Origin of the sequence: Streptomyces sp. NPDC048415 (assembly GCF_040651675.1) — a bacterium.
Taxonomy (GTDB): Bacteria; Actinomycetota; Actinomycetes; order Streptomycetales; family Streptomycetaceae; genus Streptomyces.
On record NZ_JBEZKJ010000045.1, the window covers coordinates 36,699 to 54,777 of the forward strand.

The window sequence follows — 18,079 nt, forward strand, 5'->3', positions numbered from 1 at the left end:
CGGACCGTGAAGCTCATCACTCGGACAACAGGCCGTGAAGCGGGTCACGCGGACGACGGACCGTGAAGCACGTGACGCGGATCACCGGCCGTAAAGCACGTGACGTAGACCACCGGCTATGAAGCGCGTCACTCAGGTGCCGGGCTTGCGGCCGTAGACGAACACGTCGTCGCCGGTCTTCAGCAGCGACCAGTACTTTTGGGCGGTGGCCGTGGTCATGTTCACACAGCCGTGCGAGCCCGGCGGGTTCCACATGCTGACGCCGACCGAGTGGAATGCCTGACCGCCGTCGAAGAACTGACTGTAGGGCATGGGCACGTTGTAGAGGCTCGAGACGTGGTCGATGTCCCGCCAGTAGATCTTCTTCAGCCCGGTGCGGGTCTCGTATCCGTCGCGGCCCGTGCGGACCGGCACGGGCCCGTAGACGAGCCTGTCGCCGTCCTGGATCCAGCTGAGCTGGAGCGTCAGGTTGACACAGGCGATACGGCCCTTGTTGACCGGGCACTTGCCGTCCTTGTTGGGGTTGTTCCCGACGGCCTTCTGCTTGTTCATGAGGTCCATCACGCCCCAGGTGATGGATCCCGCGTACCCGATGTTCGGGGTGATGCCATGCTTGGTCTGGAAGGCCTGGATCGCCTCGCAGTCGGCGGTGGACTGCACGCCGTCGACCGGCCGGCCGAGGAACTTCTCCACCTGCTTCTGGTACGGCCCGGTCTGCGTCGTACAGCTCGCGGCCTGCGCGGGCGCCGCGCCCAGCGCGAGGGTCAGCGGTGCGACCAGCCCGGTGATCCCGAGTGCGACGGCTCCCCGTCTGCGTATGTCTCCCATGGCAGGCCTTCCCTTTTGTGTTCCCTCATGTTGTCTGCCTGCTAGACCCACACCGGGGGCCGTGCGTTGTAGGGCCGGCCGGGCTGCGACCAAACGGTGACATTTGCTCGCTGTGGAGCAGGCTGCCGGGCACGGTAACGTAAGCAGCTCGACCTCCCGCATGAGGGCCTCCGGCACCGCCGTGAACGGCAGCCGCAGGTGGCGGCCCAAGGTCGCCCCGTCCGCGGCGCACAGCGGGCCGGGCGAGACCGCCAGGCCCCGCTGCACGGCGTGTGCCGCGAGCTCGGCTGCCGTGGTCGTCGCGCCGAGGTGCAGCCAGAGCGACAGTCCGCCGTCCCGGGACGGTGGACCAGGACCTCGAGGTCCGCGTCTTCCACAACGCGTCGTCGTATCTCGGGCTCCCCAAAATCCGAGTCAGGAGCGGGTCCACGCGCCGGCCCGCGAGATCGCCGCGTCGGGCGAGGCCTTCATGACGCCGACGGTCTGCGCCGGGCGCACTCGCTGCGCGTCGCGTTCGGCAACTGGCGTACGTCCGAGCCGGATACGGACCGGGTGTTCGAGGCCGTCAAACGCCACTGTCCTGTCGGTTCTCCCGACGAAAACGGGCGTTGACCGACAGCAGTCCACCGTCGACGCACAGAGTCGTGCCGGTGATCCACGCCGCGTCCCGCGAGGCGAGGAAGGCGACGGCGGCCGCGATGTCGTCCGGCTCGCCCACCCGGCCCAGGGGATACAACTCCCGCAGCGCCTCGAGATCGGCCTCCCGCCCCTCCCACGCCGTGGTGCGGACCGTGCCCGGCGCCACCAGGTTGACGCGTACGCCCCGCTCCGCGGCGTGTCCGGCCAGGGTGCGGGTCAGCGACATGAGACCCGCCTTGGCGGCGCTGTAGGCGTGGTTGCCGAAGTCCTGGAGGCCGTTGACGGAGCCGATGTTGACGATGGCGCCGCGGCCGGAAGCCACGAGGTGCGCAAGCGCGGCCCGGGAGCAGCGGTAGGCGCCGGTCAGGGTGAGGTCGAGGTCGCGGGCCCACACCTCGTCCGGCTCGTCCTCGAAGAGCGGGGCGTCGGGGGTGCAGCCGTAGGCGTTGTTGACCAGGACGTCGAGCGAACCGAAGGCATGCACGGCGTGCGCGACGGCCGCCTCGACCGACGTCCGGTCCGCCACATCGCAGATGAACGCCTCGGCGCTCCCACCGAGTTCACGGATCGACGAAGCCGTCTTCTCCGCCTCACCCAAGTCCACGTCGGTGACGAGTACGTGGGCGCCTTCCTGGGCCAGCCTGCGGGCGGTGGCCGCGCCGATGCCGCGGGCCGCGCCCGTGATCAGAATCCCGTGTGCCTCGAAGCGCCTCATCGCAGTCATGGCAGGGAAAGTACTGCCATGATCGTCGCGGCGACAGATACCGTGCGCCCATGTCCGCGTTCATCCAACAACTCCCGGCGCTGATCGGCGTGGTCATCGGTGCCCTCGGCTCGTACCTGGCGATCGTGCGGGGCGATCGGGCTCGCTTCCACCGCGAGCAGACGGCCCGGTGGGAGGAACGGCGGCTGGCCGTGTACGGCGACTACGCGCGGTGCCTGAAGAAGACGATCACGCTGACGTACCGGGTCGCGGCCCATCTCGGCAACGACCCGCACCCGCACCCCTTGTCGCCGGACGAGGCGGCGCCCCTGCTGGCCGAGGCCGCGGACGCCGGGGACCCGGCCGGCGAGGCTCTGCTGCTCCTGGGCACCCCGGAGGTGGTGGAGAAGGCGCGGGCCTGGGTCGTCATCGTGATGGAGATGGAGCGGTTCCTCAACGAAGGGACACGCGATCCCGAGGCATGGCAGGCCCTGCTCGAACGCCAGCGCGTCGGACGCCAGGGGTACTACGCCGCGGTCCGCGACGATTTGGCCCTGCCGACCGGGCATCCGGCGACGTGGCAGGTTCCACCACTCCGGATCCGCACGTGACTTCTTTCGCTCAGCGATAGCCCGTCGGGTCGGCCGGCTTGCCCGCGTCCTGGACCTCCACGAGGTAGCGCCAGGCGTCCGGGCGACTGCCGTCGCGGTCGGTGAAGCCGTACACCTGGGCGAGCTGCCCGCTGGAGAGCGACTCCCCGTTCCAGCGCGCCACGTCCGGATCGGCGGCCAGGGCGGCGACGGCGCGGCCGACGTAGTACGGCGTCTCGGAGATCCCGAAGTGCGGGACGCGTTCCAGGGCGTCCCGCCAGTTCTCCTCGGTCACGCCGAAGGTGTCGAGCATCATCTCCGAGCGCAGCCACCCGGGGGTGAGGGCCACGGCGGTGGCGCCGCGCGGTCCCAGTTCCTGGCCCAGGGCGAACGCCATGCGCAGGACGGACGACTTGGCGAGGTCGTAGAAGAAGGAGACCCGGTAGGTGTCCCGGTTGTACTCGGCGGTGCCGTCGGTCATTTCGACGACGAGGCCGCCGGGGTGGCGCAGCAGCAGGGGCAGCGCGTGGTGGTTGGTGATCGCGTGCGTCTCGACGGCGAGGCGCAGCAGCCTCAGGCCGTTGTCGAGGTCGTGCTCCCAGACCGGGGTGTCCCACTCGAAGTACTTCTCGCCGCCCCAGATGTCGTTGACGAGGACGTCGAGGCGGCCCTGTTCATCCGCGATGCGGGTGACCAGGGCCCGTACCTCGGAGGGATCGAGGTGGTCGGTGGGGACCGCGATGCCCCGGCCGCCCGCCGCCGTGACGAGGTCCGCGGTGTCCTCGATCGTCTCCGGGCGGTCGTATTCGGAACGGCGCTCGCGCGTGCTGCGCCCGGTGACGTAGACGGTGGCGCCGGCCGCGCCGAGTTCGACGGCGATCCCGCGCCCCGCTCCGCGGGTGGCTCCGGCGACCAGGGCGACCTTGCCTGCCAACGGTCCTGCCATGTCCGACCTCCGTGTTCGTGGCGCTCACGGGCTGCCTTCGCCCATGTGTCCCTACGAGCGTGCCCCGGAAGTCGGACACCTTCTGTCAGGATTCGCTGAGCCGTCGCGTCGTGTCCCGGCCCGTCGGCGTACGTCAGTGACCGCGCGCGATCCACTCCTCCAGGTGCGGGGCCTCCGCGCCGATCGTGGTCGTCTCGCCGTGTCCGGTGCGCACGACCGTGTCCGCCGGCAGGACGAGCAGCCGGTCCCTGATCGACTCGATGATCGTCGGGAAGTGGGAGAAGGAGCGGCCGGTGGCCCCCGGGCCGCCGTGGAAGAGCGTGTCGCCGGTGAAGACGGTGCCCAGGCCCGGGTCGTACAGGCAGACCGCGCCCGGGGCGTGGCCCGGAGTGTGCAGCACGGTCAGGTCGGCGCCGGCCGACTCGATCACCTGGCCGTCCTGCAGCCAGGCGTCGGGGAGGCGGTCGGGATGGGTCTGCTTCCACAGCGGAAGGTCGTCCGGGTGCAGCCAGATGGTGGCACCGGTGCGTTCCGCGAGGGCAGGGGCGGCGTCGATGTGATCGTTGTGAGCGTGTGTGCACACGATCGCCAGCAGTCGCCGCTCCCCCACCGCCTCGGCGATGGCGTCGGCGTCATGCGCGGCGTCGATGACGATCGCCTCGTGATCGTTTCCTACGATCCAGACGTTGTTGTCGACGTCCCAGGTGCCGCCGTCGAGCGAGAACGTGCCCGAGGTGACGAGGTGTTCGATGCGCGTGGTCATCACAGCACCACCACCGAACGCAGCACGTCGCCGTGGTGCATCCGCTCGAAGGCGGGCTCCACCTCGTCCAAAGCGATCGTCTCGCTCACGAACGCGCCCAGATCCAGGCGGCCCTGAAGGTGCAGGTCGATCAGCATCGGGAAGTCGCGGGAGGGCAGACAGTCTCCGTACCAGGACGACTTGAGGGCGCCGCCGCGTCCGAAGACGTCGATCAGCGGCAGTTCGAGCTTCATGTCCGGGGTGGGTACGCCGACGAGGACGACCGTGCCCGCGAGGTCACGGGCGTAGAAGGCCTGCTTGTACGTCTCCGGGTGGCCCACGGCCTCGATGACGACGTCGGCGCCGAATCCGCCGGTGAGTTCGCGGATCGCCTCGACAGGGTCGGTCTCACGGGAGTTGACGGTGTGCGTCGCGCCGATCTTCTCGGCGGTCGTCAGCTTGCGGTCGTCGATGTCCACGGCGATGATCTTCGCCGCGCCCGCGAGCCGGGACCCGGCGATCGCCGCGTCGCCGACGCCTCCGCAGCCGATGACCGCGACCGTGTCGCCCCGGCCGACGTTGCCGGTGTTGATGGCGGCCCCGATCCCGGCCATCACTCCACAGCCGAGCAGCCCGGCCACCGCCGGCGAGACGGCCGGGTCGACCTTGGTGCACTGTCCGGCGGCGACGAGGGTCTTCTCGGCGAAGGCGCCGATGCCGAGGGCCGGGGACAGTTCGGTGCCGTCCGTCAGGGTCATCCTCTGCTGGGCGTTGTGCGTGTTGAAGCAGTACCAGGGCCGCCCGCGCCGACAGGCCCGACACTGTCCGCACACCGCCCGCCAGTTGAGGATGACGAAGTCACCGGGCGCGACGTCCGTGACGCCGTCGCCGACCGACTCCACGATCCCGGCCGCCTCGTGGCCGAGCAGGAACGGGAAGTCGTCGTTGATGCCGCCCTGCTTGTAGTGCAGGTCGGTGTGGCAGACCCCGCACGCCTGGACCTTCACCACGGCCTCTCCCGGGCCCGGATCCGGCACGACGATGGTCTCGACACGCACCGGCTCGTTCTTGCCCGGTGCGATCACGCCCCGTACTTCCTGCGCCATGTCAGTGAGCCCTTCCGTAGATCGACGTTCCCTCAACCGACCCTACGGTGTGACCGACCGGTAGCAGACCAGGGAAGGTCCTGGGAGGTGATCACACGGCCGAGCACGCCGGCGTGACGGTTGCCTCGATGAGGAGCCCCCACGGCATCGGTGATGCGGAAGCCGTCGAGTAACTGGTCCTCGTCCGACCCGACACCGAGCGCGAGCAGTCGGTGCGGCACCTGGGCCAGGGCCTCGGTGACGTGATGGGCGCGCTCGGCGCGGAAGCCGTCGAGCAGCAGACACAGGTGGCGTCTCCAGGCGGGCGGGGCGACGTCGCGGGTGGCCGGATCGATGCGGCTCCGCGACGCCTGGACCTGGGCGACCTCGAGGACACCCGGCACCGCTACCGCAGCCGGCGCGCCTACGAGGCGGCCAACCTCGCCGCCGTCATGTTCAGCCGGGGAGCGCCTCGCCCTCCTCCGCTGCGGGACAAAGCCAGCGCCGAGGCCGCCGCACCGGAGTTCCGAGTGCGGGGGCCCCGAGCCGGTGTGTTTCGCGGACACGGTCGCCCGGATGCGCCGCGACGGTGTCATGACGTATCTCGAACTGGGCCCGGGCGAGGCACTGGCCCCTCTGCTCGACGGCTGCCCGCCGGACGGAAGCGACAGCCCGCGGGTCCTCTCGACGGCACGCGACCGGCCAACCCTGCACGGGAGTTGACCCGTTGTCGTTGCGCGCCCGCTGCGACGTAGCCTGAATGCTCCGCACCGACTCCCGCAAGGAGCGCCGTGAGCCTGACCGACGCCCAGTCCGATGTGCCCGCGTGGCGCCTGCTGCTCGGGTACGTACGACCCCATCGATGGGCGCTGTTCGCGGGCGCGCTGCTGGCGCTGGCGACCGGGGGCACCGGCCTGGTACTGCCGCTGGTGGCGCGGGGGCTCATCGACGACCTGTCGCACGACCGGCCCATCGGCCGGGCACTGATCGGCATGGCGGCACTGGTGGTCACCAACGCGGCGGTGGGCGCGCTGGGTTCGTATGTGCTGCGGCGGACCGCGGAGTCGGTGGTCCTGGGAGCGCGGCGCACCCTGTCGTCGTATCTGCTGCGGCTGCGCATACCGGCCGTGGACCGCAGCGAGCCGGGCGACCTGATGGCCCGCATCACCTCCGACACGACCCTGCTGCGCGAGGTGACGACCGACTCCCTCGTCGGCCTGGGCACCGGGGGCCTCACCCTCGTCGGGACGGTGGTGATGATGGGCCTGGTCGACGTGGTGCTGCTCGGCGTCACGCTGGGCGTGATCCTGTGCGCGGGGACGGTACTCGGGGTGATCGTGCCGCGCATCAACCGGGCCAGCAAGCAGGCGCAGGACGCCGTCGGCGTGATGGGCGCCGCGCTGGAACGGATCCTCGGCGCGCTGCGCACGGTCAAGGCGTCCGGCGCGGAGCACCGCGAGGAGGAGACCATCCACGCGGCCGCTGAGGAGTCGTGGCGGCAGAGCGTGCGGGCGGCCAAGTGGTCGGCGGCCGCGGGCAATACGGCCGGTCTGGCGATGCAGATCGCCTTCATCACGGTGCTCGCGGTGGGCGGCGCGCGCGTCGCGACGGGCGCCATCGACGTGGGCACGCTGGTCGCGTTCCTCTTGTACGTGTTCTATCTGATGTCGCCGATCCAGCAGGTGGTCGGCGCGATCACGCAGTACCAGACGGGCGCCGCCGCGCTCGCCCGGATCCAGGAGGCGCTGCGGCTGCCCGCCGAACCGGCCGCCCTGCCCGCCCCTTTGCCCACGCCGGGCGCCGAGCCCGCCGTGCTCACCTTCGACGACGTCCGCTTCCGGTACGCCGACGACCTGCCCTACGTCCACCATGGTGTGACGTTCGCCGTCCCGGCTCGCGGCATGACCGCGTTCGTCGGGCCTTCCGGCGCGGGCAAGACCACCGTCTTCTCGCTGATCGAGCGGTTCTACGACCCCGAGGCGGGCGTCATCACCCTGGACGGCCGTGAGCTGGAGCACTGGGATCTGTCCCAACTCCGGTCGGCCATCGGGTATGTCGAGCAGGATGCCCCGGTGCTGTCGGGCTCGCTGCGAGACAATCTACTGCTCGGTAATCCGGCGGCCGACGACGCCGACGTGACGCGTGTGCTGAAAACGACACGGCTCGACGGCCTGATCGCCCGTCTGCCGCGCGGCCTTGACACCCTGGTCGGCCACCGCGGCACCAAGCTGTCCGGCGGTGAGCGCCAGCGCGTCGCCATCGCCCGCGCCCTGCTGCGCCGACCCCGGCTGCTGCTCCTCGACGAGGCCACCTCGCAGCTCGACGCCGTCAACGAAGCGGCGCTGCGGGACACGGTCGCCGATGTGTCCCGCACGACCACGGTGCTGGTGGTCGCGCACCGGCTGTCCACCGTCACGATGGCCGACCGCATCGTCGTCATGGACGCCGGTCGCGTCCGCGCCGTCGGCACCCACCGCGAACTCGTGGCCGCGGACCCGCTGTACGCGGAGCTCGCCGCCACGCAGTTCCTCGCGACCGCCGGCTGAGCGGCTACATCAGGTGCCGGTGGAAGAAGTCGGCGACGGTGTCCCACGTGGGGTCGCACGGCCGCGGTTCGGTCTTCTTTCCGTCGAGGGAAACTACGCTCACCGCGTCCCGCTTCACTCGCGGATCGGTCAGAAAGTCGTTCCACGGGCCGTGGTCGGCGTACGGCAGGGTGATCAGTTCGACGTCGGCGCCCGCCTGGGCGAGGGCGTCGTAGAAGAGTTCGCCCTGCCTGTACGGGACGATCCGGTCGGCCTTTCCGTGCAGGATCAGGAAGGGCGGGGCGTCCGGGCGGACGTACGTCAACGGGCTGGCGCGGCGGGCGAGTTCGGGCCGGTCCTGGAGGGGGCTGCCCAAGAGGCGGGACTCCGCTGACTCCGGGTCGTCGTGCCCGTAGGGACTTCCGGGAAACCGGGTGAACTCCTGGAGGGTGCCGGGGAGCATCTGGGCGTCCATGCTCAGCAGGTCGGTCGGCGGGTAGACGGGGACGGCGGCGCGGATGCCGTCGACGGTGAGCGCGGCCAGCGCCGCGGCCCAGCCTCCGGAGGACTCGCCGAACATCCCCACGCGCTCGGGGTCGAGGGCGTACGCGGCGGCGTTGGTGCGCAGATGGCGGATCGCCTCTTCTATGTCGTGCAGCTGCCCGGGGAAACGGGTCTGCGCGCTGGAGCGGATGGCGAGTCCGGCAACGGCGAAGCCGCGCGGGTTGAGCCGCCGGGCGACCACCTCGGCGTCGTCGCGCCCGGTGTCGGCGAGCCAGCCCGAGCCACGGCTCCAGATCACCAGCGGCCAGGAGCCCGCGCCGTCCGGGACGTACAGGTCGATCAGCCGGCCGTCGAGTCCGCCGCCGTAGGCGATGTCCTTGAGTTCCTTGGCCATGGACCAGCTCTCCTTCTATGGTGATGTTCTCTTTCCGTCACTACGGGCGGCCGCCTGCTCGGCGACCACTCCAAACTAGGCGGGAAGACCCGTCCCACCCGGATACACAGGCGACTGATCATGGTCAAAAACCGACACACGGCCGGGCAGGCCATCCCCGAGGTCGCCTTCGCGGCGCCCGTCGGCACACCCGTGGGCCTGGAAGTGATCACACTGGCCGACCTGCGCGCCAGGGCCCGTGCCCGAGGGACGGACCTCGGCGCGCCGCAGCGCCCGGGCTTCCACCACGTGCTCACGCTGACCTCCGGCGCGCTGCGGCAGACGGTGGACTTCGCCGGATACGTCCTCGAGCCGGGCTCATGGCTGTGGGTGCGCCCCGGTCAGGTGCTGCAGTGGGGCCCTCTCGAGGAGGCCGAGGGAACACTGATCGTCTTCGAACGGGACTTCCCGGACGCGGCCACCGTCGGTGCGGCCCGGCTCGACGATCCGCACGCGCGTGTGCTGCACACCCCTGCCACCGAGGACGCCGAGGCGCTGTGGGTGGCCACGGCTCACCTGGAGCGCGAGTTCCGGGCCCGGGGGCGGCTGCCGCTCGACACGCACATCGCCGTGGTGCGCCATCTCCTCGACGCCCTGATCCTGCGGGTGGCCCATCTGGAGGCTTCCGGCAGCCGGGCCGCAGAGCCCGGCGAAACGTTCCTGCGTTTCCGGGAGGCGGTCGAGCGGGACTTCGCCCGAACACGCCGGGTGGACGACTACGCCGCCGCTCTCGGCTACTCCGCCCGCACGCTGTCCCGGGCTGCCCTGGACTCGGCGGGCGTCGGCGCCAAGGAGTTCATCGACCGCCGGGTCGTCCTGGAGGCGAAGCGGTTGCTCGCCCACACCGACCACGCCGCCGCCCGCATCGCCGCCCAGCTGGGCTTTTCCAGCGCCACGAACTTCGCCAAGTACTTCCACCAGCGCGCCGGACAGGCCCCGATCGCGTTCCGCGTCGCCGTACGGGGCCGGACACAGACGCTCTCCGAGTGAAGGAGACTCCACCAGGCGCACAACGACAGCGAGCCCCGGCAGAACGTCGAGGTTCCGCCGGGGCTTGCTCGCGATACCGACCCGTGCCGGTACGGGCCTAGCCCTCGACGGCCGAGAGCAGCCCCGTGACGGGCGCTGCCAGGTCGGTCAGCTGACGCAACTCGTTCAGCTGGTTGAGCCGCGAGAGCTGACTGGAGGGCCGCGGGAATTCGTCCCGTCGCTCCGCGGGGATGCCGGTCAGCGCGAGCGAGTCGAGCTGGGCGATGGGGTTCAGCGTCCCCGCGTCCGGGGCCTCTGAGCCCGCCGCGTTCGCCATCGGCGCGGCGAAGCCCGTGACGCCGACGGCGAGACCAACGGCGGCGACCATACGTCGTGTTGAGATCATGCATTCAGCAACGGTCGCCGCGCCCGGGCGGACACGGCCGTGCCCCGTCGCTCACCCGGGAGGCTCATCGGCCCGCTGCGCTTGCCGAGGAACCCGCGGCGGAGGACGCTCAAAGGAGAGGCCCTTCGCGGCCCGCTCCTCGCCGGGCCGCGGCCTTCCAAGGAGGTCACCATGGGCACCGCGGCAGCCCCCGCTTTCGACACCGAAGCGCTACGTCGGGGCATTGAAGGACACAGTGCGGCAGATCTCCTGTCGCTCTACGCGGACGACGCGGAACTGCGCGTCGTCGACCGCAACACCCAGCCGAGCCACCCGATGGTCAAACACGGTCGCGGCGAGATCGCCGACATGCTCAACGACGTCTACGGCCGGGACATGACGCACAGGTTGGAGCAGTGCGTGGTCCAGGACGACCACGTCGCCTTCTCCGAGTCCTGCCAGTACCCGGACGGGGTGAAGGTACTGAGCACGTCGATGATGTCGTTGCGCGACGGAAAGATCGTCGAACAGACGCTGCTCCAGGCGTGGGACGAGTAGGAAGGAACTGGCCGAAGGTCCAGGTCACGTCATGTCTGAACTGGACCTTCTCGGCGAGTGCGGCCATGGGCCGGTCGCGGGCGCAGCGTTCTCGGCTGCCACGACCAGTTTCCGCAGCAGGTCGGACAGGGTTCGCCTCCGTGCTGCGGTGAGCGCTGCGAGCAACGCTTTCTCACCCTCGTCCTCCGACACCGCGTGCCGCTCCAACGCGTCATATCCGGCTTCGGTGAGCCGTACCTCCACGCGCCGGCGGTCGGCCGCGTCGTGCGAACGGGTGATCAGCCCGGCGTCCTCCAGCGGGCCGAGCCGGGCCGACAGGGCTCCCCGGGTCAGGCCGAACATGTCGGCGAGTTGCGACGGGCTCGCCGAGTAGGGCGGGCCGAGCCGACGCAGCATCAGCGGCATCCTGAACTGCCAGTGCTGGAGCACGTCCGAGACGAGGGTGTCACGGCGGCCCTGCGCCTCGTGCCGGGCCAGGATCGCGAGCCGGGCGAAGATCGCCTCCTTGACCGGGTCCATCCAGTCGACCTCCTTCGACCGGAGCGCGACATGCCGGTCGGCCGAATCCGTCCTCGTGCCGTCGGACATCGCACGGCCGGACGTCGTCCCGTCGGACGGTTCTGTCGCAGGGAACCGCCCCGGCTTCCCCGCGGTTCGGACACCTTGCGGCCGCGGCCGTCCGGGTAGAGGTCGATCACGACGCGCCCCGCCTGCGTCGCGCACTGACGAACACCGCAAGCACCACCCCGACGGCCGTACCGCTGGAGGAACTGTCCGCCGCCATACGTGAGTTGCGGATCCAAGGACGCTGGGAGCGGGCGACGAGGCTGCTGACACCGCCGACGCGACCGATCCTCAGGCCCGCGCCGTGTTCGCCGCGGTTGCCGCCGAACTCGCCCTGGACAGCGGCTGGTTCGGCGGGACCAGTCTGGCCGGGGGCCCGACTCGACGCCGCGGAGAAGGTCTTCGAGGGGGCTCGCCCCGACGGCCGCTGGGACCTCGAGACCTCGATCTCGTTCGGCTGCGCCACGGCAGGCGTGTGACACGCGAGCCTCCGAAAGGGCCCGCTCAATTGGAAAGGCGGGCCCCGCTCAGCGCATCCACGCGCGGTACGACATCACGTCCCCGGCCTTGAGGCCGTACTCGGGATCCGCCTTGGTGACGGTGTCCTCCATCCCGAGTACGGCGCCGGTCGCCGGATCCAGGATCAGCATCAGGCGGCCGGAGCGGGCCGTGTCGTCGTACACGTAGGCCTGCCCCTGCCTGCCCAGCCGGTCGGTGACCGCTCCGGCCGGGCGCAGCCCCTTCGCGTCGGCGAGGACGCGGGCGAGCGCCGCGTTCTCGCGGCTGCCGAGCGTCCAGTTGTCCAGCAACTCGGCCACAGCGTCGAGGAGTTCGGACGTGTCCATCGCATCGAGGCGGTCGATCTCGTCGAGGTAGGCGCGCAGCCGCTCGGCGTCGTGCGGGGGCCGGGCCCACGGCGGGGCGTCGCTCCAACTCGGCGGATACGTCTGCCGGCTGAGGACATGGCCGTCCTCGACCGTGCGCGGGACGGGGTCGGCGTCGGTGATGACCGGCTTGCCGGGATGGTTCGGGTCGGTCGCCACGACGAGTTCCGTGTGGCTGCCGTCGGCCTTCCAGCGCACGACGCGTTCCTCGGGGAGGGTGATCGGCGGCCGGGCCTCGGCCCCGGAGGTCAAGCTCATGCTCCACGTCTGGACGTGCGTGCCCTGGCGCAGCGGGAGCGAGCCGTCGGATGCCGCGCGGTCGGCGATCCGGTCCAGGGGTACGGGGGTGGAGCCGGCCTCGACGACCAGCGGGCGCGGGGCGGCCGCGGCGGGCATGGTGGTCGATCCCGACAGCGTGAGGGTCAGGACGACGACGCCGACCACGCCGGCGGTGCCCAGGCTCCAGGCCCAGCGGCCCAGTCGACGGGGGCGCCCGCTGTGGAGCAGCTGGTTGAGGCGGCGCTCCGCGTGCTGGTTCAGCGGGCGGTCCTGGAAGCGGGGGTCGCCGGACGGCACGGGGTTGGCGCGGCGCAGCAGTTCGAGTTCGTCAGCCATGGCCGTGCTCCTTCGGGGTGTCGCGGCGGGGCGTTCCGATGCCGGGGGCCACGGTCATCTGCAGGCGGTCGATCTCGGCTCTGAGGCGGCGACGGGCGCGGTGCAGCCGCATCGCCGCGGCCCGGTTGCCGCAGCCGAGGGCGACGGCGACCTCGTCGATGCCGAGTTCCTCCCAGGCCGTCAGGCGCAGTACTTCCCGGTCGGCCGCGGAGAGCCGGGCCAGGGCCTCGTGCACCCAGTCGCCCGGCGACTCGGAGTCGGGGCCCGCGACGACCTGGTTGCCCTGCGCGCTTTCGTCGTTGCCGAGCCGGTCGACGAGCCTGCGGCGGCGCCCGTAGCCGCGTACGGCATTGGCCAGACAGTGGCGTGCCACGCCGTACAACCAAGGCAGGGGCGACGGCGGGAGATCGGACCGGCGCCGCCAGGCGACGGTGAAGACCTCCGCCACCACCTCCTCCACATCACTGCTCCGGCCGTCCAGTCGCCGCGCAACATAGCGGCTGACCGCCCAGTAGTGCTCGCGATAGGCAGCGGCGAAGGTCTCGTCGTTGCTCATAATCCGTAGGTGTCCGGCAGGTTCGCGAGCGTCACACCCGCCGATGTGACGCTCGTCGCTTCGCTCCAGTGTGACGGCGAGGCGGGCGCCGGACACAGGCGGAGCATGGAGAGCAACACTGTTACGGCGCTGCCCGCACCCGTCCCCGTGCGTGCGCGGCGTCCTGGACTCGCCGCGGTGAAGTGGCTGACCACCACCGACCACAAGACGATCGGCACGCTCTATCTGGTCACGGCGTTCGGGTTCTTCTGCGTCGGCGGGGTGATGGCGCTGCTGATGCGCGCGGAGCTGGCCCGGCCGGGACTGCAGATCATGTCGAACGAGCAGTTCAATCAGGCGTTCACGATGCACGGCACCGTGATGCTCCTGATGTTCGCCACCCCGTTGTTCGCCGGATTCGCGAACTGGATCATGCCGTTGCAGATCGGTGCGCCCGATGTGGCGTTTCCGCGGCTGAACATGCTGGCCTACTGGCTCTATCTCTTCGGCTCGCTGATCGCCGTCGGCGGGTTTCTGACGCCGCAGGGCGCCGCCGACTTCGGCTGGTTCGCGTACGCGCCCCTGTCGGACGCGGTGCATTCGCCGGGCATCGGGTCCGACATGTGGATCATGGGGCTGGCCTTCTCGGGCTTCGGCACGATTCTCGGCTCGGTCAACTTCATCACGACGATCATCTGTATGCGTGCGCCCGGCATGACGATGTTCCGCATGCCGATCTTCGTGTGGAACGTGCTGCTGACCGGTGTGCTCGTCCTGCTGGCTTTCCCGGTTCTCGCGGCGGCGCTGTTCGCCCTGGAGGCTGACCGCAAGTTCGGCGCTCACGTCTTCGACGCGGCGAACGGCGGCGCGCTGCTGTGGCAGCACCTCTTCTGGTTCTTCGGCCATCCGGAGGTGTACATCATCGCGCTGCCGTTCTTCGGAATCATCAGCGAGGTCATTCCGGTCTTCTCCCGCAAGCCGATGTTCGGTTACATGGGCTTGATCGGCGCGACGATCGCCATCGCGGGACTGTCCGTGACCGTATGGGCGCACCACATGTACGTCACGGGTGGGGTGCTGCTGCCGTTCTTCTCCTTCATGACGTTCCTGATCGCCGTCCCGACGGGAGTGAAGTTCTTCAACTGGATCGGCACCATGTGGCAGGGGTCCCTGTCCTTCGAGACGCCGATGTTGTGGGCCACCGGATTCCTGGTCACGTTCGTCTTCGGTGGTCTGACCGGTGTGATGCTCGCTTCACCCCCGATGGACTTCCCCGTCTCGGACACGTATTTCGTGGTGGCGCACTTCCATTACGTGATCTTCGGTACGGTCGTGTTCGCGATGTTCTCCGGATTCCACTTCTGGTGGCCGAAGTTCACCGGAAGGATGCTCGACGAGCGCCTGGGAAAGATCACCTTCTGGACGCTGTTCATCGGCTTCCACGGCACGTTCCTCGTCCAGCACTGGCTGGGCGCCAATGGGATGCAGCGCCGGATTCCCGACTACCTGGCCGTGGAGGGCCTCACGACGCTCAACACGGTGTCGACCATTTCGTCCTTCCTGCTCGGCCTGTCCTTCCTGCCGTTCTTCTACAACATCTGGAAGACCGCCAAGTACGGCGAGAAGATCGAGGTCGACGATCCATGGGGATACGGCCGTTCGCTGGAGTGGGCCACGTCCTGCCCCCCGCCGCGGCACAACTTCCTCACCCTGCCGCGTATCAGCTCCGAATCCCCCGCCTTCGACATGCACCACCCCGAAATCTCCGTTGCGGGAGCCCAGTTGGAGACGGTGCGGAAGGAACTGCGATGACCGCGATGGACAACCGCCCGCTCGAGACGGGTGCCCTGATCAAGGAGCTCGAGGGCCACCTCCTCATCGAGGCCACCCGCGCCGAGGGACGCGTCGAAGCCGCTCGTTTCACGCGCGGGCTGATGTGGCTGACGGACACTCAGCGGGAGGAGGTGGAGGCTCGCTTCCAGGACACCTACCTCGCGCTCACCCGGCGTTCCTGGGAGCGCACCGCGCGACGCGGCGGAGAATTGCGGGACGAGTACGAGGAGAGGTACCGCTCGCTGCGTCGGCGGCTGTGCGGTGGATTTCTGCTCGGCGCCGCGGTCGCACTGGGGGCGGTCGTCCTGCTGACCGTGCCGAGCGGCTGAGGTCACGCCGAAAGCGCTCCGGCGCTGACGGGATCACCGGCCTTGGAGGAGCATCTGCGAGGCCTGGTCCAGGAGGTCACGCAGGACGGACAAGTAGGTCTCGTCGCCGCCGAGTTCTTCCAGCAGGCGGTGGCCCTCGCCGCGGAGCTCGTCGATGTCCTTCGCGTACTGCCGTAGAACAGCGGGCGCGAGAAGGATGTCGGTGAGTTCCGCGCGGGCGTGCGGCGATTTCCGCGCCGCGGCGTGCAACCCGAGTACGTACTCCGTGGAATGGGGCGCCGTCTCGCCCAGGGCGCACGCGAGCAGATAGGTCACCGTGCCGTTCAGGAGGTCCTCGTTGCGGCCGGACAGGATGTCTTCCTGGTCATTGAATATCTGCCACAGGATCCCGAAGACATCGCCGAACTCGCGCCACAGTTGCACCCTCTCCTTCGCCGCACCCGCCAGTTCCGCGGCCATGGCCGTGACCATGCTGAAGGGAGCGCCGGATTTCCCCAGGTACGCCGCGACGACCGAATCGCGCGTGGCGGCACCCACGTCCCCGCGCAGATCTCTCAGCTGGCCTTCAGTCGCGGTGATCCAGCACTGCACGATCTCGGCCGACAGAGTGCCGCGCACCGACTCCGGAATCCGCTGCGACTGGACGACGAGAAGGGGCAGCGGATTTCCGCTGATGACCGCGGCGAGCAGCGCCTCACTCTCGCTGAGGTCGCCGGCGGCGAACGCTCCCTGGCCATCGGCCAGATCGTCGAGACAGCACGCCGAAGTCCACCACAGCTCATGGACGACGGCCAGCGGAACAGCCGGTTCAGGCGCTCCGGTCTCGACGGCATGCACGATCATCGGCAACACCGACAGGGGATACGTGAACGTGCGCTGCTCCAGGAGTTCGGCGACTGCCGTCCGCACCACGCGGCCGATGGGCCGAGAAGTTCGAGTGCTGCTTCCCTCTCCGCCTCGATATCGGTGGATACCTCGCGATGCAGATCCACATACGACAACGCATTCACGTGAGCCGCCCCCATGGCTGAGATCAATCGAGCATCGATTCGATCATTGCGGTAGGAGGAGATCCAGAGCGATTTTCCGCCGTGGCCGGTTCACGGCTGCGCGACGTCGGCCGCGAATCCCGTCATACTGACCGTCGTGCGAGTAGCGATCATGACCGCGGGGTCGCGGGGCGAGGTGGCACCGTACACCGGACTCGGGCACGGCCTCGCGTGCGCCGGGCACGAGGTCACTCTGGTGACGCATGGGTGTTTCGAGCGCTTGGTGACCGGTTCCGGGGTGGGGTTCCACCCGCTGCCCGTCGATCCGCGGGCCGAGCTGGAGTCCGCGCGAGGGCAGGGCCTGCATCGCAGTACCACCGGGGCCGGGAAGCTCATCCGGGTCGTCGAGATGGCGCGGGCGCTCGTCGGGCAGATGACCGACGACCTGATCGCGGCCGCCCGCTCCAGTGACGTACTCCTGCTGTCCAGTTCCCTGGGACCGCTCGGGCACGCCGTCGCCGAGGGGCTGTCGCTGCCCAGCATGGGCGTCTACCTCCAACCGCTCGCTCCCACAAGGGAGTTCGCGCCTCCGGTGACCGGCGTCCGCTCGTGGGGCCCCGCCGTGAACCGGGCGGCCGGACATGGAGTGAATCTGGCCGTCGAGCGGGTCTTCGCGGGCGGCGTACGCACCCTGCGGGCCCGGCTCGGGCTGCCCCGTATCGGCCCCGGTGCCGCGCGACGCGCCCGCGAGCGGCAGGGCTGGTCCGTGCAGCACGGCTTCAGCCCGCTGGTGGTGCGCAGGCCGCGCGACTGGCGCGCCGGGCTCGATGTGGCCGGCTACTGGTGGCCGTACGACGGTAGGGACGCCCAGCTTCCCTCGGCGCTCAGGGACTTCCTCGACGCCGGGCCTCCCCCGGTCTTCGTCGGCCTGGGCAGCGCCACCGTGCCCGATCCCGAACGGCTGAGCGCCGAGGTCGTCCGTGCCCTTCGGGCGGCCGGGCTGCGTGGGGTGATCCAGCGGGGATGGGGGGAACTGCGGGGCAGCGGTGACGACATGTTCACGGTGGGCGAGGTGCCGCACTCCGTGCTGTTTCCTCGGATGGCCGCGGTGGTGCATCACGCGGGGGCGGGGACGACGGCGGCCGGGTTGCGGGCCGGGGTGCCGGCCGTGCCCGTGCCGATCCAGTTCGACGAGGGGTTCTGGGCCGCCCGGCTCGTGTCCCTCGGCGTGTCGCCCGGGGGTGTGCCGCTGCGAAGGCTCAGCGCCGAGCGGCTGGCGTCGGCTCTCGAGCGGGTCACGAGGGAGCCCTCGTATAGGCGGCGGGCGCGGGACCTTGCGGGGCGCATTGGCATGGAGGACGGGGTGGGGCCCGTCGCCGAGGCGGTGCGCCGGCTGGCGGGCTGAACACCGGCGGTTTTTCGC

At 70.1% G+C, this 18,079-nt stretch carries 21 protein-coding genes; 8 read left to right on the plus strand and 13 right to left on the minus strand.

Annotated elements, in window-relative coordinates; translation table 11 throughout:
- Positions 1 to 132: 132 nt before the first annotated feature.
- The 3 genes from AB0D27_RS26440 to AB0D27_RS26450 all read right to left on the minus strand — a co-directional run bounded on the left by AB0D27_RS26440 (position 133) and on the right by AB0D27_RS26450 (position 2,191).
- Positions 133 to 828: a L,D-transpeptidase gene (locus tag AB0D27_RS26440; protein WP_362513468.1), complete on the minus strand. Its 696-nt coding sequence runs from the start codon at positions 826 to 828 to the stop codon at positions 133 to 135.
- Positions 829 to 1,242: 414 nt separating this feature from the next.
- Complete coding sequence (locus AB0D27_RS26445) at positions 1,243 to 1,404, minus strand: hypothetical protein (protein ID WP_362513471.1); 162 nt, start codon at positions 1,402 to 1,404, stop codon at positions 1,243 to 1,245.
- Positions 1,394 to 2,191 (minus strand): SDR family NAD(P)-dependent oxidoreductase, encoded by a 798-nt coding sequence (locus AB0D27_RS26450; RefSeq protein ID WP_362513474.1) that lies wholly within the window; start codon positions 2,189 to 2,191, stop codon positions 1,394 to 1,396. The genes AB0D27_RS26445 and AB0D27_RS26450 overlap by 11 nt, the downstream gene beginning before the upstream one ends.
- Before the next feature lie 50 nt (positions 2,192 to 2,241).
- Between AB0D27_RS26450 and AB0D27_RS26455 the strand changes: the two genes are divergently transcribed.
- Complete coding sequence (locus tag AB0D27_RS26455) at positions 2,242 to 2,781, plus strand: hypothetical protein (protein ID WP_362513477.1); 540 nt, start codon at positions 2,242 to 2,244, stop codon at positions 2,779 to 2,781.
- 10 nt (positions 2,782 to 2,791) lie between these two features.
- Here AB0D27_RS26455 and AB0D27_RS26460 read toward each other — a convergent pair whose 3' ends face one another.
- The 4 genes from AB0D27_RS26460 to AB0D27_RS26475 all read right to left on the minus strand — a co-directional run bounded on the left by AB0D27_RS26460 (position 2,792) and on the right by AB0D27_RS26475 (position 5,937).
- Positions 2,792 to 3,706 carry an SDR family oxidoreductase gene (locus tag AB0D27_RS26460; protein ID WP_362513480.1) on the minus strand — a complete coding sequence of 305 codons (915 nt, stop codon included), beginning with the start codon at positions 3,704 to 3,706 and terminating at the stop codon, positions 2,792 to 2,794.
- 133 nt (positions 3,707 to 3,839) lie between these two features.
- Positions 3,840 to 4,469 carry an MBL fold metallo-hydrolase gene (locus AB0D27_RS26465; protein ID WP_362513483.1) on the minus strand — a complete coding sequence of 210 codons (630 nt, stop codon included), beginning with the start codon at positions 4,467 to 4,469 and terminating at the stop codon, positions 3,840 to 3,842.
- On the minus strand, positions 4,469 to 5,554 hold the full coding sequence (locus AB0D27_RS26470) for an S-(hydroxymethyl)mycothiol dehydrogenase (RefSeq protein ID WP_362513485.1): 1,086 nt from the start codon (positions 5,552 to 5,554) through the stop codon (positions 4,469 to 4,471). The genes AB0D27_RS26465 and AB0D27_RS26470 overlap by 1 nt, the downstream gene beginning before the upstream one ends.
- Before the next feature lie 32 nt (positions 5,555 to 5,586).
- Positions 5,587 to 5,937, minus strand: a complete 351-nt coding sequence (locus AB0D27_RS26475) for a hypothetical protein (RefSeq protein ID WP_362513487.1) — start codon at positions 5,935 to 5,937, stop codon at positions 5,587 to 5,589.
- Between the two features lie 172 nt (positions 5,938 to 6,109).
- Between AB0D27_RS26475 and AB0D27_RS26480 the strand changes: the two genes are divergently transcribed.
- Positions 6,110 to 6,256, plus strand: a complete 147-nt coding sequence (locus AB0D27_RS26480) for a hypothetical protein (RefSeq protein WP_362513490.1) — start codon at positions 6,110 to 6,112, stop codon at positions 6,254 to 6,256.
- A gap of 68 nt (positions 6,257 to 6,324) precedes the next feature.
- On the plus strand, positions 6,325 to 8,079 hold the full coding sequence (locus AB0D27_RS26485) for an ABC transporter ATP-binding protein (RefSeq protein WP_362513492.1): 1,755 nt from the start codon (positions 6,325 to 6,327) through the stop codon (positions 8,077 to 8,079).
- A 4-nt stretch (positions 8,080 to 8,083) separates the two neighbouring features.
- On the opposite strand, the gene AB0D27_RS26490 is transcribed toward AB0D27_RS26485, so the two are convergent.
- Entirely contained in the window at positions 8,084 to 8,956 is an 873-nt protein-coding gene (locus AB0D27_RS26490; RefSeq protein ID WP_362513495.1) for an alpha/beta hydrolase, read from the minus strand.
- Between the two features lie 120 nt (positions 8,957 to 9,076).
- Between AB0D27_RS26490 and AB0D27_RS26495 the strand changes: the two genes are divergently transcribed.
- Positions 9,077 to 9,985 carry a helix-turn-helix transcriptional regulator gene (locus tag AB0D27_RS26495; protein ID WP_362513497.1) on the plus strand — a complete coding sequence of 303 codons (909 nt, stop codon included), beginning with the start codon at positions 9,077 to 9,079 and terminating at the stop codon, positions 9,983 to 9,985.
- A 97-nt stretch (positions 9,986 to 10,082) separates the two neighbouring features.
- Here AB0D27_RS26495 and AB0D27_RS26500 read toward each other — a convergent pair whose 3' ends face one another.
- Positions 10,083 to 10,370, minus strand: coding sequence for a hypothetical protein (locus tag AB0D27_RS26500; protein WP_362513500.1), 288 nt, complete (start codon positions 10,368 to 10,370; stop codon positions 10,083 to 10,085).
- A 171-nt stretch (positions 10,371 to 10,541) separates the two neighbouring features.
- Between AB0D27_RS26500 and AB0D27_RS26505 the strand changes: the two genes are divergently transcribed.
- Positions 10,542 to 10,907, plus strand: a complete 366-nt coding sequence (locus AB0D27_RS26505) for a nuclear transport factor 2 family protein (protein WP_362513503.1) — start codon at positions 10,542 to 10,544, stop codon at positions 10,905 to 10,907.
- Positions 10,908 to 10,931: 24 nt separating this feature from the next.
- Here AB0D27_RS26505 and AB0D27_RS26510 read toward each other — a convergent pair whose 3' ends face one another.
- The 3 genes from AB0D27_RS26510 to AB0D27_RS26520 form a co-directional block, all read right to left on the minus strand.
- Positions 10,932 to 11,495 carry a MarR family transcriptional regulator gene (locus tag AB0D27_RS26510; RefSeq protein ID WP_362513506.1) on the minus strand — a complete coding sequence of 188 codons (564 nt, stop codon included), beginning with the start codon at positions 11,493 to 11,495 and terminating at the stop codon, positions 10,932 to 10,934.
- Positions 11,496 to 11,998: 503 nt separating this feature from the next.
- The gene (locus AB0D27_RS26515) at positions 11,999 to 12,970 is read right to left on the minus strand and encodes a CU044_5270 family protein (RefSeq protein WP_362513508.1); all 972 of its coding nucleotides are present in this window, start codon (positions 12,968 to 12,970) and stop codon (positions 11,999 to 12,001) included.
- Positions 12,963 to 13,526, minus strand: coding sequence for an RNA polymerase sigma factor (locus tag AB0D27_RS26520; RefSeq protein ID WP_362513511.1), 564 nt, complete (start codon positions 13,524 to 13,526; stop codon positions 12,963 to 12,965). Before AB0D27_RS26520 ends, AB0D27_RS26515 begins: the two co-directional genes overlap by 8 nt.
- 105 nt (positions 13,527 to 13,631) lie before the next feature.
- Between AB0D27_RS26520 and ctaD the strand changes: the two genes are divergently transcribed.
- Positions 13,632 to 15,317 carry a cytochrome c oxidase subunit I gene (ctaD, locus tag AB0D27_RS26525; protein WP_362513551.1) on the plus strand — a complete coding sequence of 562 codons (1,686 nt, stop codon included), beginning with the start codon at positions 13,632 to 13,634 and terminating at the stop codon, positions 15,315 to 15,317.
- Positions 15,314 to 15,667 carry a hypothetical protein gene (locus AB0D27_RS26530; protein WP_362513514.1) on the plus strand — a complete coding sequence of 118 codons (354 nt, stop codon included), beginning with the start codon at positions 15,314 to 15,316 and terminating at the stop codon, positions 15,665 to 15,667. The genes ctaD and AB0D27_RS26530 overlap by 4 nt, the downstream gene beginning before the upstream one ends.
- Positions 15,668 to 15,700: 33 nt before the next feature.
- On the opposite strand, the gene AB0D27_RS26535 is transcribed toward AB0D27_RS26530, so the two are convergent.
- Positions 15,701 to 16,579, minus strand: a complete 879-nt coding sequence (locus AB0D27_RS26535; protein WP_362513517.1) for a polyprenyl synthetase family protein — start codon at positions 16,577 to 16,579, stop codon at positions 15,701 to 15,703.
- 249 nt (positions 16,580 to 16,828) lie between these two features.
- Between AB0D27_RS26535 and AB0D27_RS26540 the strand changes: the two genes are divergently transcribed.
- A complete protein-coding gene (locus tag AB0D27_RS26540; protein ID WP_362513554.1) occupies positions 16,829 to 18,061 on the plus strand; it encodes a glycosyltransferase in 1,233 nt (410 codons plus the stop codon).
- The last annotated feature ends 18 nt before the right edge of the window (positions 18,062 to 18,079 follow it).

Coding starts and splice junctions, on each gene's coding strand:
- AB0D27_RS26495 (WP_362513497.1), top strand. CDS start 9,077: ATGGTCAAAAACCGACACACGGCCGGGCAGGCCATCCCCGAGGTCGCC.
- AB0D27_RS26480 (WP_362513490.1), top strand. CDS start 6,110: ATGCGCCGCGACGGTGTCATGACGTATCTCGAACTGGGCCCGGGCGAG.
- AB0D27_RS26515 (WP_362513508.1), bottom strand. CDS start 12,970: ATGGCTGACGAACTCGAACTGCTGCGCCGCGCCAACCCCGTGCCGTCC.
- AB0D27_RS26455 (WP_362513477.1), top strand. CDS start 2,242: ATGTCCGCGTTCATCCAACAACTCCCGGCGCTGATCGGCGTGGTCATC.
- AB0D27_RS26450 (WP_362513474.1), bottom strand. CDS start 2,191: ATGACTGCGATGAGGCGCTTCGAGGCACACGGGATTCTGATCACGGGC.
- AB0D27_RS26505 (WP_362513503.1), top strand. CDS start 10,542: ATGGGCACCGCGGCAGCCCCCGCTTTCGACACCGAAGCGCTACGTCGG.
- AB0D27_RS26465 (WP_362513483.1), bottom strand. CDS start 4,469: ATGACCACGCGCATCGAACACCTCGTCACCTCGGGCACGTTCTCGCTC.
- ctaD (WP_362513551.1), top strand. CDS start 13,632: ATGGAGAGCAACACTGTTACGGCGCTGCCCGCACCCGTCCCCGTGCGT.
- AB0D27_RS26520 (WP_362513511.1), bottom strand. CDS start 13,526: ATGAGCAACGACGAGACCTTCGCCGCTGCCTATCGCGAGCACTACTGG.
- AB0D27_RS26470 (WP_362513485.1), bottom strand. CDS start 5,554: ATGGCGCAGGAAGTACGGGGCGTGATCGCACCGGGCAAGAACGAGCCG.
- AB0D27_RS26440 (WP_362513468.1), bottom strand. CDS start 828: ATGGGAGACATACGCAGACGGGGAGCCGTCGCACTCGGGATCACCGGG.
- AB0D27_RS26530 (WP_362513514.1), top strand. CDS start 15,314: ATGACCGCGATGGACAACCGCCCGCTCGAGACGGGTGCCCTGATCAAG.
- AB0D27_RS26460 (WP_362513480.1), bottom strand. CDS start 3,706: ATGGCAGGACCGTTGGCAGGCAAGGTCGCCCTGGTCGCCGGAGCCACC.
- AB0D27_RS26500 (WP_362513500.1), bottom strand. CDS start 10,370: ATGATCTCAACACGACGTATGGTCGCCGCCGTTGGTCTCGCCGTCGGC.
- AB0D27_RS26490 (WP_362513495.1), bottom strand. CDS start 8,956: ATGGCCAAGGAACTCAAGGACATCGCCTACGGCGGCGGACTCGACGGC.
- AB0D27_RS26540 (WP_362513554.1), top strand. CDS start 16,829: ATGACCGCGGGGTCGCGGGGCGAGGTGGCACCGTACACCGGACTCGGG.
- AB0D27_RS26510 (WP_362513506.1), bottom strand. CDS start 11,495: ATGTCCGACGGCACGAGGACGGATTCGGCCGACCGGCATGTCGCGCTC.